Genomic DNA, 13,215 nt, shown 5'->3' with positions numbered 1-13,215 from the left:
CCAGCACGCGCAAGATCCACAGGAACGAGGACCACATGACCGACCCCGTGACGCTGGACGGCGAAGGTGTGATCGGCGAGTTCGACGAGAAGCGCGCGGAGAACGCCGTGCGAGAGCTTCTCATCGCGGTAGGCGAGGACCCGGACCGCGAGGGGCTGCGCGAGACACCCGGGCGGGTCGCCAGGGCGTACAGGGAGATATTCGCGGGGCTGTGGCAGAAGCCCGAGGACGTACTGACGACCACCTTCGACCTCGGACACGACGAGATGGTGCTCGTGAAGGACATCGAGGTCCTCAGCAGCTGTGAGCACCACCTGGTGCCGTTCGTCGGCGTGGCCCATGTCGGCTACATCCCGTCCACGGACGGCAAGATCACGGGCCTGTCGAAGCTGGCCCGGCTCGTGGACGTCTACGCCCGGCGGCCACAGGTGCAGGAACGGCTCACCACGCAGATCGCCGACTCCCTGATGACGATCCTGGAGCCGCGCGGGGTGATCGTCGTCGTGGAGTGCGAGCACATGTGCATGTCGATGCGCGGGGTACGCAAGCCCGGCGCTAAGACCATCACCTCGGCCGTACGCGGCCAGCTGCGCGACCCCGCCACCCGCAACGAGGCGATGAGCCTGATCATGGCGCGCTAGCGCACCGGCCCGTACGCCCGCTGCGCGCCCCGTCCGTCAGGCGACCGGGGCCGCGCCGCCGTGGTCGTTGTCGTCGTCCTCCGGGAGCTTGCAGACGCGCTCCAGGAAGAAGGCGGCCGCTATCACGGCGATGCCGGCGAGGACCGAGAAACCGGCGTAGATGGCCTGGTCGCGACGGGCGGGGATGTCCAGGGACTCGAGCAGGAACGCGCCCGTACCGCCGTACATGCCCGACACCAGGGCGGCGACCAGGGCGCTCGCCTGGCCGAAGACGACCGCGCGGGCCGCCATCAGGGGGTCGACGCCCTTGGCGCCGGGGCGGCGTTCCCGCTGGGCCTTGAGGCGGGCGCGCAGCGAGAGCGCCGTGGACAGCAGGACGACGGCGATCAGGGCCAGGACGATGGGGGCGGCCAGCGGGACCCGCGGGAGGGTCCCCACCGCGCTCCACAGGCGTGCGCCCGCCCAGGACAGCACACCGGCCACCACGAACACGGCTGCCAGCGTCCTGATGCGCAGCTGTTTCACGTTGTTGTCCCTTTGCCCCTCTTGTAAGCCCGTCTTGGTCGTCCTGACCTTAACGACTACTCGGGCAGCCGGAGTTCCAGGTCGGGCCGGGGCAAGACACCTTCCCGGGTGACGGCGGTGAGCAGGTGGTGCACGGGGCCGCGGCCGGGCAGCTGGGCCTCGGGCTCCACGTCGTGCCAGGGGGCCAGCACGAAGGCCCGTTCGTGGGCGTGCGGGTGAGGGAGGGTCAGGACCGGGTCGCCGGAGACGGCATCGGCGTACGCCACGATGTCCACGTCGATCGTGCGCGGGCCCCAGCGCCCGTCCCGTACGCGGTGGAAGGCCTCCTCGATCGCGTGTGCCCGCTCCAGGAGCGAGGAGGGCGGGAGGGTGGTCTTGAGGACCACGACCGCGTTGAAGTACGTCGGCTGGCTGCCCGGCTCGACGCCCCAGGGCTCCGTCTCGTAGACGGGGGAGACCGCCTTGACGCGGACGCCAGGGGTGTCCTCCAGGGCGTCGATGGCGCCCTGGAGGGTCTCCAGGCGGTTGCCCAGGTTCGAGCCGAGGGAGAGCACCGCCCGTTTCGGGTTCTGCAGGGTCGTGTCGGCGGCGTCCACCTGCTCGACCACGGACGCGGGCACCGGCTGTACGGTCGGGTCGCTCTGACCCTCGGTGAAGTAGGCGGTCATACTCGGCTCCGGGTGATCGTGACGGTCACGTCGTCGAAGGGGACCGTGATCGGCGCGTCCGGTTTGTGCACGCAGACCTCGACTTCCTGGACCCCGTCGTGCTTCAGGCAGGTCTGGGCGATGCGCTCGGCGAGGGTCTCGATGAGGTTGACGGGCTCGCCCTCGACGACGGCCACGACCTCCTCCGCCACGATGCCGTAGTGCACGGTCTTCGACAGGTCGTCCTCGGCCGCGGCCGGTCGGGTGTCCAGGCCCAGTGTCAGGTCCACGATGAAGGTCTGGCCTTCCTCGCGTTCCTTCTGGAAGACACCGTGGTGCCCGCGGGCCTTGAGGCCGCGCAGCGCGACACGATCCACGCGAATCACTCCTGCAATCGTCGGTAGCGGCCGATGTCCACCGAGTGCGGTCGGCTCACCGGCCTCAAACGAATCTACCTGCGGGCACTGACAGCGCTCACCCACGGGGACACGCGCCCACATGATGGTCACGAGGCTTCATCGGGCGTTTCCCCTGGGGAACACGGCGGCTCACGGGTTGGTAGCCGCCCCTACCCAGCGGTTCGTGATTCCAACCACTCCTTGGTACCCGTGGACCGCCCGCCCACCCGACCGGGGGTGTCCAGGGGCTCAGCTGGGGTGTTCTCGTCCTCAGCCGGGGGTGTCCTCGTCCTCCTCCTCGCCCGATTCGGCGAGTACGGGTGAGGCGTGGTGCGACCAGAGCTTCCAGCCGTCGGCCGTGCGGCGGAACACGTTCGTGGCGACGACCAGCTGGCCGACGAGTGGGCCGAGCTCGTCGCTGTCCTCGGGGGCGGGGCCGCCGCTGAGGATGTTCTCGGTGCAGGTCACCAGCGCGGTGTCGCCCGTGACGGAGACGTGCACGTCCGTGAGGAAGAACTGGATGTACTCCGTGTTCGCCATGATCAACGCGTACGAGCGCAGGACCTCGCCACGGCCGTTGAGGACCGGCCAGCCGGGGTGGACGCAGGAGACCACCGCGCCGTCGCCCTCGATGTCGTCGTCGGCGGTGTCCAGGGGAGCCAGCCACAGCGACGACAGTTCTTCGAAGTCACCCTGCTCGAGTGCCTCGTAGAAGGCTGTGTTGGCGCGTTCGACCTGCTCGATGTCGGTGCGGGGTGCGCTCACTGGGCTCCCTCTACGGCCCGGGCGACTCGTACGGCGTCGGAGGTGGCCCGTACCTCGTGGACCCGGACCGCCCAGGCACCCTGGTGGGCGGCGAGCGCGGAGACGGCGGCGGTGGCGGCGTCCCGCTCGCGGGCCGGCGGCGGGGCGCCCTCAGGGCCCGCCAGTACGCGGCCCAGGAACCGCTTGCGGGAGGCGGCGACGAGCAGGGGGTGGCCGAGTTCGCTCAGCCGGTCGAGGTGGGCGAGCAGCGACAGGTCGTGCTCGGAGTCCTTGGAGAAGCCGAGGCCCGGGTCGACGACGATGCGGTCGGGGGCGATGCCGCCCGCCAGAACGGCCTCCACACGTGCGTGCAGCTCGTCGACGACTTCGGAGACGACGTCCGCGTACGTCCCCCTCACGTTGCCGCCCTCGAGGAAGCCGCGCCAGTGCATGACCACGAAGGGTGCGCCGGCCGCGGCGACGGCGGGGATCATCGCGGGGTCGGCGAGACCGCCGCTCACGTCGTTGACGAGGGCGGCGCCCGCGGCGAGCGACTGCTCGGCGACGGATGCGCGCATGGTGTCGACGGAGACGGTGACGCCCTCCGAGGCGAGGCCGCGGACGACCGGGATGACGCGCTTGAGCTCTTCCGCCTCGTCGACGCGGGTCGCGCCGGGGCGGGTTGACTCGCCGCCGACGTCCACCAGGTCGGCGCCCTCGGTGACCAGGTGGAGGCCGTGTTTGACGGCGGCCGTCGTGTCGAACCAGCGGCCGCCGTCGGAGAAGGAATCGGGGGTCACGTTGACGACCCCCATGACCGCGCAGCGGTCCCAGGTCGGCAGTCCCGCGACGTGGCCGCGGCGGCGCTCGGAGTTCATACGTCCAGCCTAGGCCTCCGGCGGGGGGCCGAATCGTCTGCGGGTTCGCTCCGGCGGGGGTCTTTTGGCCGCTTCGCGGCCTGTTTCCCGCCCACCCACCCGACTCGGCCGGCCAAGCAGCCCCGTCGGGGCGGGGTCTCGGGCGGGTGAGTAGTCGCCTCGAAAAGGGCGGGAGTGTTGATATCGGGCCCCAGGAGAGGCCGCGGCCCGAGCGAGGGCCCCAGGGCTGGGGTATCGCTCGGGCCTGTTCAGGGGGACTACGCCGCCCTGACCCCGCGTTCCGCCACGGCGTGGGCGCACGGGCGTGGAGCCGGTGTGCGGCGGCGCAGCAGGCTCGGGAGGGCCAGGTTCACGAAGCCCTCGGCCTGCATGGCGGCGATGCCGATGCGCGGGAGGTCGCGGGAGGAGCGGTAGACGACGAAGCGGGGCTCCCAGCGGGGGCGGAACTTCGCGTTGAACTTGTACAGGGACTCGATCTGGAACCAGCGCGAGAGGAAGACGAGCAGGCCACGCCAGGCCCGCAGCACCGGCCCCGCGCCGATCTTCTCGCCGCGTGCCAGCGCCGAGCGGAACATCGCGAAGTTGAGCGAGATCCGCTTGATGTCCAGACGCGGGGACGCCTCGAGCGCCGCCACGATGAGGAGCTCGTTCATGCCGGGGTCGGCCGAGCGGTCGCGGCGCATGAGGTCGAGGGAGACACCGTCCGTGCCCCAGGGGACGAAGTGCAGGACGGCCTTCAGATCGCCGTACGGGCCGAGCGCGTCGTCCGCCTTGTGGGCGGTGGCGATCAGGCAGTCGCCGTCGGACGGGTCGCCGATGCGGCCGAGCGCCATGGAGAAGCCGCGCTCGGTGTCCGTGCCGCGCCAGGCCTCCGCCGCACGGCGTATCCGCTCCAGCTCGCCCTCGCTGAGGTCACGGATGCGCCGCACCCGGGTCTCGTAGCCAGCCCGTTCGATGCGCTTCACCATTTGACGCACGTTGCGCATCGCGCGTCCGGACAGGGAGAAATCCGCGACGTCCACCACCGCCTCGTCGCCCAGTTCGAGGGCGTCGAGGCCGGTCTCGCGGGTCCACACCTCGCCGCCCGTCTCCGAGCACCCCATGACGGCGGGGGTCCAGGAGTGGGCCTTGGCCTCGTCCATGAAGCGTTCGATCGCGCCGGGCCAGGCCTCGACGTCGCCGATGGGGTCGCCGCTGGCGAGCATCACGCCGGAGACGACGCGGTAGGTGACGGCCGCCTTGCCGCTGGGGGAGAAGACGACGGCCTTGTCGCGGCGGAGCGCGAAGTGGCCGAGCGAGTCACGGCTGCCGTGCTTGTCCAGCAGGGCCCGCAGCCGGGTCTCGTCGTCCTCCGTGAGGCGGGCGGCGGGGTGTTCGGGCCGGAAGGCCAGGTAGATCGTGGTGACGGCGGTCAGCCAGCCGAGCGCGCCGAGCGAGAAGGCGACCGTCCAGGACGTGGATCCGGCGTAGTCGACGGGGCCTTCGAAGCCGACCAGGCCGTACAGGACGTGCGAGATGCGGTCGGCCAGGCTCGGGTCGCCGACCATCCGGTTCTGGTGGGCGCTGACGATGACCAGTCCGAGGAGGAGGGAACCGGCGCCCATCAGCACGAAGTTGGCGAGCGCGCGCCAGCGGCTGCGCGGATCGGGCAGAGCGGCGAACTCGCTCCGGTGGCGCAGCAGCGGCGCGAGCAGCGCGAGGGAGATGACGACGCCGATGATCGAATGGCGGTACGCGAACTGGGCGACGGCACCCGCCGGCAGTAGGACCACGGCGGCCCGCCACGCCCGGCGCTTGCGGCGCCGCAGCCCATGAGCGAGCAGCAGCAGGAGTACGCCCGCGCTGAGCGACAGCGCGGCGGCGAAGGGGCCGAACGAGCCGGGCAGTACCTCGGCCATGGCGTGCATTCGGCTGCGCCGGAAGCGCGGGAAGACCCCCGCGGCGATGTCCAGGACCCCTACGAGTGTGCAGGCCCTGGCGACGAGGGCGGGAACGGCATCTGGGCGCGGACCACGGAGTATGCGTCGCGTCCTGCCCGTGCGGTCTGGAACCTCGCTCGACATTTCCCCATCTATCCTGACAGACATCGCATCCCGTAGTTCTGCGAGAGACCTTGAATCCGGCGCCATTCCGGCATCCGGCGACATTGCGCCCTCTAGGACGGTGTCTTGGGGAGTCAGGTTCACTCCCCAGCGGAAAGCCGGTTCAAAAGGCAAGGAAAGTCCAGGGCAAGGCCTCGCGAAGCAGCAGGGCGGCCAGGGGCGGAAAGCGCAGGCAGGACAGCTCATGGGTCTCACGAGCAACAAGGTGCTGGTGCTGGCGGTTCTGTTCGCCGTGCTGCTGTTCGTCGGCACGGTGTGGTGGTGGCCGCGGCTGGCGCGGCGTCACTGGCGGGCCGTCAGCGGACGGATCGGACTGCTTCTGGTCACCCAGGTGGCGATCTTCGCTTCGATCGGCCTGTTCGCCAACCAGGCGTTCGGGTTCTACGCGAGCTGGGCGGACCTCTTCGGTCAGGAGAGCGGCCAGGGCGTGGTCGTTTACCACGGTGGCCAAGGCGGCTCCGCCGGCGGGCCTCTCCAAGTGGTCGGCACCCAGCCGGTGAGCGTGTCGGGCGGGACCCGGCCGACGATCGGCGGCCAGATCCAGAAGGTCGACATCGTCGGCCGTACGACGCACATCGCCACGCCCGCGTACGTCTACCTTCCCCCCGAGTACTTCCAGTCGCGCTACCGCACCCGCACTTTTCCGGCGGTCACGATCCTCACCGGCTACCCGGGCACCGCCGCGGCGCTCATCAAGGGCCTGCACTATCCGCAGACGGCCCACGAGTTGTCCAAGAACGGGCAGATGCAGCCGATGATCCTCGTCATGATGAGGCCGACGGTCGCGCCGCCGCGGGACACGGAGTGCGTGGACATCCCGGGTGGTCCGCAGACCGAGGAGTTCTTCGCCAAGGACCTCCCCGATGCCGTGTCGGCTCACTACAGGGTGGGCAAAAAGCCCGGAAGCTGGGGCATCGTCGGTGACTCCACGGGCGGCTACTGCGCGCTGAAGCTGGCCCTGCACCATCCCGAGGCGTACGCCGCCGCGGCGGGACTGTCGCCGTACTACAAGGCGCCGATCGACCCCACGACGGGCGACCTCTTCCACGGGAACAAGGAGCTGCGCAACAGCGCGGACCTGCGCTGGTTCATGCAGCACAAGCCCGCCCCCGACACATCGCTGCTGGTCACCAGCAGCAAGGTGGGCGAGCACAACTACAAGGAGACCCTCAAGTTCATCAGCCTCGTGCAGTCCAAGCACCGCACCCGGATCGCGTCGATCATCCTCGACAGCGGCGGCCACAACTTCAACACGTGGCGGCGGGAGATCCCGTCGACGCTTCAGTGGCTCAGCGGGCGGCTGAGCGACCGCTGACCGTCGTCCCCGAATAGGTGGCGGCCCTCGTGATCCGCGCCGAGCCTCCTGGAATTCATGGAGCCCCTCGAATCTCTCGAATCACGCGCACTCAAGGGAATTGATCAACAAGTAGCCGCTTTGCGGGGCAAGCGGGAGCCCTTGTGGGACAAGGAGTTGCCCTTATAGGCGGCTGAGGCGGTGTGAAGCCCCTGGGGTAGCCGTGTTTTTACCGGGCGGGGCTCCAAGATTCGCCTACGCGCGGTAAGTTTCTGGCCATGCCACGTGGACGTCACCGCCATTCCCCACCTCTGCACCGGCTGCTGCCTCCTTCGGCGATCGCAGGCGTCTCGCTCGTCTGCGCCGTGGGGCCCTGGCTGTTCACGGAGCCAACGGTGCTCCGCGCCTTGGCCGCGGCCGCCGCGGTGACCGCCGTCGTGGGCGGCATCGTCATGCGCCGCTGGGACACGGCGGCGGGCAAGCGCGTCGCGGACCTCACGCGCGCGCGGGCGAGTGACGAGTGGCGTCACGAGGAGCGTGTCGCCGAGCTCGAGACCGACCTCGACGAGTCGCGCGAGCTGCGCACCAAGCTCGAGCACAAGCTGCGCGCGAAGCGGGCGGAGCTGGCGGGCCTGCGCAACGAACACGCGGCGCTGCTTCGGCGGTACGCCACGGCGGAGACCGAGCGGGCGAGCGCCCTGGAGGGTCGCCGGCTGCTCGAGATAGAGACGGTGGCCCCCGCTCGCGCGCTGACCGCCGCGACGGAGACCGTGGAGTCCGCGGAATCCGTGGACGCCGTGGACTCGGCGGAGCCGGAGGCTCCCGAGGGCGTGGCTGTCACGGACGAGGACATGAACGAGGGCGCGGGCGAGGGCGCCGCGGACGGCCCCACCGCCGAAGACGTGACCACCGCAGAGGCGGAGAACGCCGCCGAGGAGCCGACGGACGCGCCCGCGTCTCCCCAGGTCTTCTCCCCGGCCGGGTCGTCGCTCTTCCTGCGCGCCGACGCCGCGCTGAGCCGGATCACGCACGGCGACGCGGCGACCGATGTCTCCGACGCGGACGCCGATCCGGACACCGACCCGGACACTGATCCGGACGACGATGCGAAGCCCGAAGCCGAAGTCGACACCGATGCCGATGCCGATGCCGATGCCGATTCCGAAGCCGAGGTCGAGGTCGAAACCGCGACCGCCTCGGATTCCGAGGCCGATGCGGATGCCGCCGCCTCCGGTTCCCACGAGCGCGAGCCCGCCAAAGGAGAGTCCGACAAAGGGGAACCCCCGACGGACGGTCCTCCGAAGGGCAACCGCCCCCTGACCGACGCCAGGACAGCGGCGCTGCCCGTCCCCGCCGCACGCGCGGTGTCCGCCCCGGCGGAGCCGGCCGCTCCGGCGGCCCACCCCGTGAAGCCGACGAAGCCCGCCCGTGCCTCCGGGCACTTCACCGTGCCGACCGCGGTGGCCGTCGCCCCGGCCGCGCCCGTGCGGCGCCCCTCGGTCGAGGGCGGGTTCGACTTCTTCGGTACGCAGAAGGGGGCGTCCTCGGCAGCCATGGACGCCATGCAGAACGAGGACCTCGCGGACGTGGTCGGACAGGAGGCGCTCGCCCTGCACAAGGCCGAGGCCGAGTCCGGTTTCAAGCCCGTCGACGAGGGGTCTCGCGGTGTCGGCCAGGTCATCGACCTGACCGCGCACGACGAGACCGAGCACATCGACCTGACGGAGCTGCGGACCGCGGCTTCCTGAGGCGCCCGTACGTGGGTACGTGGCCCAAGCGGACGAGGGCAGTGGCTCGGGCCACTGCCCTCTCGTCGTCTTACGCCATCCAGCGGTCCGGCCGGGCCTCGCGCCGCCCCGTCCGGGACCGGTCGGCCTGCGCCTGAAGAAGCTCCGCGGCCTCCGCGGCGTCCCGCAGCCGCGCCGTCACCGTGCGGTTGGCCCCCGTGTCCACATGGACGTCGGCGACGCCCCTGAAGCGCTCCCAGGGCCCTTGCGTCAGCCGTACGCTCTGCACCTTCGCGTGCGGCACGAGCGACAGGCGGCGGCGCAGCAGCCCGTGACGCGCCGCGAAGACGGTGTCGGTGACGGCGAGCCCGTACCCCCGCCACCACAGCGGCACGCACCACCAGGCCCGGCGCGGCGGCCGGGACAGGGCGGACGGCACCGTCACCCCGGGCAGCACCCTCGCGATCACCGACTCGGCGGCCTCGCGCGGAGCGACGGGCACGAGGACGGAGTTCGAGGACCCCGCCACGTCGAGTTCCACCCGCACCCAGCCGCGTCGCCGCCACAGCAGCGGTTCGACGATCCGTACGGTCTGCACGCGTCCGGGCGGCACCGTCTCGTGCGTACGGTCGAGGAGGCCGTGGTCGATGCGGAGCCCGTCCGGCGACTCGCCCACCGTCCAGTCGTACTCGCCGACGAACCGCCCCACGCTGCTCGCGCCCGCGGCGCCGAGCAGCGGCACCCCGGTGGCGAGGACCGTCCACACACTGTGGGTGGCGAACCACAGGAACGGGGGCACGACGAGCGCGGCGGCCAGGGAACCCCAGGTGGCGCCGGTGAGGACGAGGGAGACGGCGAGGAAGCCCGCCGGCACGTGCAGCAGCTGTCGTACCGGCGCCTCGCCGACCTCGTGAGCCGTCTCGGGGGCGAAACCGGCGGCGCGGGCGAGGAGTTCGGCGCGCAGTGCGCGGGCCTCGTCCTCGCCGAGATAGGCTAGTTCGTCCTTCTTGTCCGTTCCTATGACGTCGAGTTTGAGCTTGGTGACGCCCGCGACGCGGGCCAGCAGCGGCTGGGTGACGTCGACGGCCTGCAGCCGGTCGAGCCGGATGTGCGCGGTGCGCCGGAACAACAGGCCTGTACGGATGCGCAGTTCGGTCTCGGTCACCGCGAAGTGCGTGAACCACCAGCTCAGAAAGCCGTACAGGGCCGCCGCCGGGACGATGACGGCGAGCCCGATGAGCAGCGCGGTCGTCGTCAGCCTGGTCAGCTGCTCCTGTGCCTGGTTGGGGTCGTGCACGGCCCAACCGGCGACCACCGCGACCGGCGCCCAGGCGCGCCGGAACGGTGTCACCGGGTGCAGCCGCCGCTCCACCAGCGGCTTCTGCTCCCGTATGGCGTCCTCCGCGCCGGGCGCCGGCGCGTTCACAGCCCCGCCGATCGGGCTTCGCCCAGCTCGGTCAGCCGGTCGCGCAGCCGCTCGGCCTCGGTCGGGTCCAGGCCCGGGATGCACGCGTCCGTCGCGGCGGCCGCCGTGTGCAGCTGCACGCTCGCCAGCCCGAAGTGCCGCTCCACGGGTCCGGAGGTCACCTCGACCAGCTGCATCCGCCCGTACGGCACCACGGTCTCCTCGCGGAACAGCACACCCCGGCTGATCAGCAGGTCGTCCGCGCGCTCGGCGTATCGCCAGGAGCGCCAGTTGCGCCCCAGCATCCCCCAGCCCCACACGAGCAGGGTGAACGGCAGCAGCGCGAAGGCCGCCCAGACGGCGCCCGCGAACACCGCGAGAAGCACCCCCAGGGTGATCGTCAGCAGTCCTAGCCACACCACCAGCAGCAGCCGGCGCATCCGCAGCAGTCCCGGCGGCAGCCCGGTCCAGACCGGCTCCGCCGCCGTGCTTCCCACGGTGTTTCCCGCGGTCTCCGCGCTCCCCGTATCCATGCCGCAAGGGTACGTACGACAGACTGTCCCCATGACTCCTACGACGGAGACCATGGTCGGTATCGGCGGCGCCGCGGAGAGCACCGACATGGTGCTCAACATCGGGCCCCAGCACCCGTCCACGCACGGGGTGCTGCGGCTGAAGCTGGTCCTGGACGGTGAGCGGATCCAGCACGCGGAGCCGGTGATCGGCTATATGCACCGTGGCGCGGAGAAGCTCTTCGAGGCGCGCGACTACCGCCAGATCATCATGCTCGCCAACCGCCACGACTGGCTCTCCGCCTTCTCGAACGAGCTGGGCGTGGTCCTCGCCGTGGAGCGGATGCTCGGCATGGAGGTCCCCGAGCGCGCGGTGTGGATGCGGACCCTCCTCGCGGAGCTCAACCGGGTCCTGAACCACTTGATGTTCCTGGGCTCGTACCCCCTGGAGCTGGGCGGGATCACCCCGATCTTCTACGCCTTCACGGAGCGCGAGGAGCTCCAGCACGTCATGGAGGAGATCTCCGGCGGGCGCATGCACTACATGTTCAACCGCGTCGGCGGTCTCAAGGAGGACCTCCCGGCCGGCTGGACCACCCGCGCGCGCGGCGCCGTCACGGCCCTGCGCTCGCGGATGGGCGTGTACGACGACCTGGTGCTCGGCAACGAGATCTTCCGGGGGCGTACGCGGGGTGTGGGCGCTCTCACGCCGGAGACCGTGCACGCCTACGGAGTGAGCGGGCCGATCGCGCGCGCTTCGGGCGTCGACTTCGACCTGCGCCGGGACGAGCCGTACCTCGCCTACGGGGAGCTCCAGGACACCCTGAAGGTCGTCACCCGCCAGGAGGGTGACTGTCTGGCCCGCTTCGAGTGCCTCCTGGGGCAGACCCACAACGCGCTCGACCTCGCGGACGCCTGTCTCGACCGGCTCGCGGACCTTCCGCCCGGGCCGATCAACCAGCGCCTCCCGAAGGTCCTGAAGGCGCCCGAGGGACACACCTACGCCTGGACCGAGAACCCCCTCGGGATCAACGGCTACTACCTGGTCAGCAAGGGCGAGAAGACCCCGTACCGGCTGAAGCTGCGCTCGGCCTCGTTCAACAACATCCAGGCGCTGGTGGAGCTGCTGCCCGGGACGCTGGTCGCGGACATGGTGGCGATCCTGGGGTCACTGTTCTTCGTGGTCGGGGACATCGACAAGTAGGCCGTCGGCGAGGAGGCCGTCGGCCGGTGGATCGTCGGCGAGGAGGCCGGCGATCATTGGGTTCGGAATTCCCACCGGCTGGAGCAGCCAGCCGAAGTCGCCCAGGCCGCCGGTCGCGGTGAGCTCGGCGGCTTCCCCCGCGCCCGCCAGAGCGCGTACGTAGGCGGTGGGGTCCGTGGCGGCGAGTGAGAGCGCGGGCCGGGCGCCGCTCACGCCGAGCGCGCGCAGGGCCGCCCGCTGGGTCGCCACGCGCCCTCCGGGCAGCGCGCACGCGTCCAGCGCCACATGCGCCGTGATGTCGCACGAACCGTCCGGCACGGGCGCCGTCTCCCTGCCCTCGCGGAAGCCGGTGAGTGTCCCGAAAGGCGGTCGCGCGGCGGCGAAGTGCGCGTAGTCGACGGCGACGGCGAGGCCCCGGTCCAGGGAGGCGACCGCATCGGCCCAAGCGGTGTCTCTAGGGAGACCGATCTCGGCGCGGGCCCCCTCGAAGGGCATCCCCTCGGAGGGCACGTCATCGGAAAACATCTCTTCGGAGGGCGCCCCTGGGAAAGGCACCTCTTCGGAGGCCAGTGGCCACCACCTCCGCAGCCACTCCGCCTCCGCCCCGCCCACGGGCTCACCCAGGCGCTCGGCCCCGTCGTCGTCCCGTACGAGAACCACCCGGGGTACGCCCGCCGCGTCCACCTCCGCCACCTCCACCGGCACGTTGTCCAGCCACTCGTTGGCGAACAGCAGCCCGGTGATCCCCTTCGGGGGACGGCTGAGCCACTCGATCCGGTGATCGAGAACAGCGGGGCGGTCGGCGCGTTCGACGGCGTACCCGCGCGCGCGGGAGGCCACTTCGGCGGGGAGCGCGGCGAGGACACCGGTCACCAGCTCACCGCGGCCCGCCGCCATGTCGACGAAGGCGAGCTCGGCAGGGCGGCCGAGGGCCTCGTCGACCCGGCACAGCAGCCGGGCCACGGCCGCGGCGAACAGCGGGGACGCGTGCACCGACGTACGGAAGTGGCCGGCCGGCCCCTCGGGCCCGCGATAGAAGCCGGAGGGCCCGTACAGGGCCTCCTCCGTCGCCTCGCGCCAACCTCGCCACTCACCCGTTCCCACACGCCTCACCGAACCAGGCTAGGCCCCCCTTCAC

13 protein-coding genes are annotated in these 13,215 nt (G+C 71.2%); 4 read left to right on the top strand and 9 right to left on the bottom strand.

The annotated features are described in order from the left end of the window. Positions 1-35 precede the first annotated feature (35 nt). Positions 36-641 (top strand): GTP cyclohydrolase I FolE, encoded by a 606-nt coding sequence (gene folE / locus ACZ7M3_RS42050; RefSeq protein WP_472070820.1) that lies wholly within the window; start codon positions 36-38, stop codon positions 639-641. A 36-nt stretch (positions 642-677) separates the two neighbouring features. On the opposite strand, the gene ACZ7M3_RS42045 is transcribed toward folE, so the two are convergent. From ACZ7M3_RS42045 to ACZ7M3_RS42020, 6 genes are all read right to left on the bottom strand, one after another. Continuing rightward, entirely contained in the window at positions 678-1,166 is a 489-nt protein-coding gene (locus tag ACZ7M3_RS42045; protein ID WP_054237482.1) for a DUF3180 domain-containing protein, read from the bottom strand. Positions 1,167-1,222: 56 nt separating this feature from the next. Next, positions 1,223-1,834, bottom strand: coding sequence for a 2-amino-4-hydroxy-6-hydroxymethyldihydropteridine diphosphokinase (folK, locus tag ACZ7M3_RS42040; RefSeq protein ID WP_452974021.1), 612 nt, complete (start codon positions 1,832-1,834; stop codon positions 1,223-1,225). Further along, positions 1,831-2,190 (bottom strand): dihydroneopterin aldolase, encoded by a 360-nt coding sequence (gene folB / locus ACZ7M3_RS42035; RefSeq protein WP_054237484.1) that lies wholly within the window; start codon positions 2,188-2,190, stop codon positions 1,831-1,833. The genes folK and folB overlap by 4 nt, the downstream gene beginning before the upstream one ends. A gap of 291 nt (positions 2,191-2,481) precedes the next feature. After that, positions 2,482-2,976, bottom strand: coding sequence for a nuclear transport factor 2 family protein (locus ACZ7M3_RS42030; protein ID WP_351310078.1), 495 nt, complete (start codon positions 2,974-2,976; stop codon positions 2,482-2,484). After that, positions 2,973-3,833, bottom strand: coding sequence for a dihydropteroate synthase (gene folP, locus ACZ7M3_RS42025; protein ID WP_351310076.1), 861 nt, complete (start codon positions 3,831-3,833; stop codon positions 2,973-2,975). Before folP ends, ACZ7M3_RS42030 begins: the two co-directional genes overlap by 4 nt. Before the next feature lie 257 nt (positions 3,834-4,090). Beyond that, complete coding sequence (locus tag ACZ7M3_RS42020; protein WP_472070817.1) at positions 4,091-5,896, bottom strand: phosphatidylglycerol lysyltransferase domain-containing protein; 1,806 nt, start codon at positions 5,894-5,896, stop codon at positions 4,091-4,093. A gap of 223 nt (positions 5,897-6,119) precedes the next feature. Here ACZ7M3_RS42020 and ACZ7M3_RS42015 point away from each other — a divergent pair, with 223 nt between their 5' ends. Both ACZ7M3_RS42015 and ACZ7M3_RS42010 read left to right on the top strand, forming a co-directional pair. Then, on the top strand, positions 6,120-7,250 hold the full coding sequence (locus ACZ7M3_RS42015) for an alpha/beta hydrolase (RefSeq protein WP_472070815.1): 1,131 nt from the start codon (positions 6,120-6,122) through the stop codon (positions 7,248-7,250). Between the two features lie 257 nt (positions 7,251-7,507). Further along, positions 7,508-8,977 (top strand): coiled-coil domain-containing protein, encoded by a 1,470-nt coding sequence (locus ACZ7M3_RS42010; RefSeq protein WP_472070813.1) that lies wholly within the window; start codon positions 7,508-7,510, stop codon positions 8,975-8,977. A gap of 70 nt (positions 8,978-9,047) precedes the next feature. On the opposite strand, the gene ACZ7M3_RS42005 is transcribed toward ACZ7M3_RS42010, so the two are convergent. Continuing rightward, the gene (locus tag ACZ7M3_RS42005) at positions 9,048-10,382 is read right to left on the bottom strand and encodes a PH domain-containing protein (RefSeq protein WP_472070811.1); all 1,335 of its coding nucleotides are present in this window, start codon (positions 10,380-10,382) and stop codon (positions 9,048-9,050) included. Continuing rightward, positions 10,379-10,894, bottom strand: a complete 516-nt coding sequence (locus ACZ7M3_RS42000) for a PH domain-containing protein (RefSeq protein WP_472070809.1) — start codon at positions 10,892-10,894, stop codon at positions 10,379-10,381. The genes ACZ7M3_RS42005 and ACZ7M3_RS42000 overlap by 4 nt, the downstream gene beginning before the upstream one ends. 31 nt (positions 10,895-10,925) lie before the next feature. Between ACZ7M3_RS42000 and ACZ7M3_RS41995 the strand changes: the two genes are divergently transcribed. Then, the gene (locus tag ACZ7M3_RS41995) at positions 10,926-12,077 is read left to right on the top strand and encodes an NADH-quinone oxidoreductase subunit D (protein ID WP_095853300.1); all 1,152 of its coding nucleotides are present in this window, start codon (positions 10,926-10,928) and stop codon (positions 12,075-12,077) included. Here ACZ7M3_RS41995 and ACZ7M3_RS41990 read toward each other — a convergent pair. Continuing rightward, positions 12,042-13,190, bottom strand: a complete 1,149-nt coding sequence (locus ACZ7M3_RS41990) for an SAM-dependent methyltransferase (RefSeq protein WP_472070807.1) — start codon at positions 13,188-13,190, stop codon at positions 12,042-12,044. The two genes, ACZ7M3_RS41995 and ACZ7M3_RS41990, sit on opposite strands and share 36 nt — an antisense overlap. Positions 13,191-13,215 lie beyond the last annotated feature (25 nt).

This window comes from Streptomyces sp. NPDC111656 (assembly GCF_055656965.1).
The sequence above is the reverse complement of the archived record's forward strand: the minus strand, read 5'-3'. Positions and strand labels throughout refer to the sequence as shown.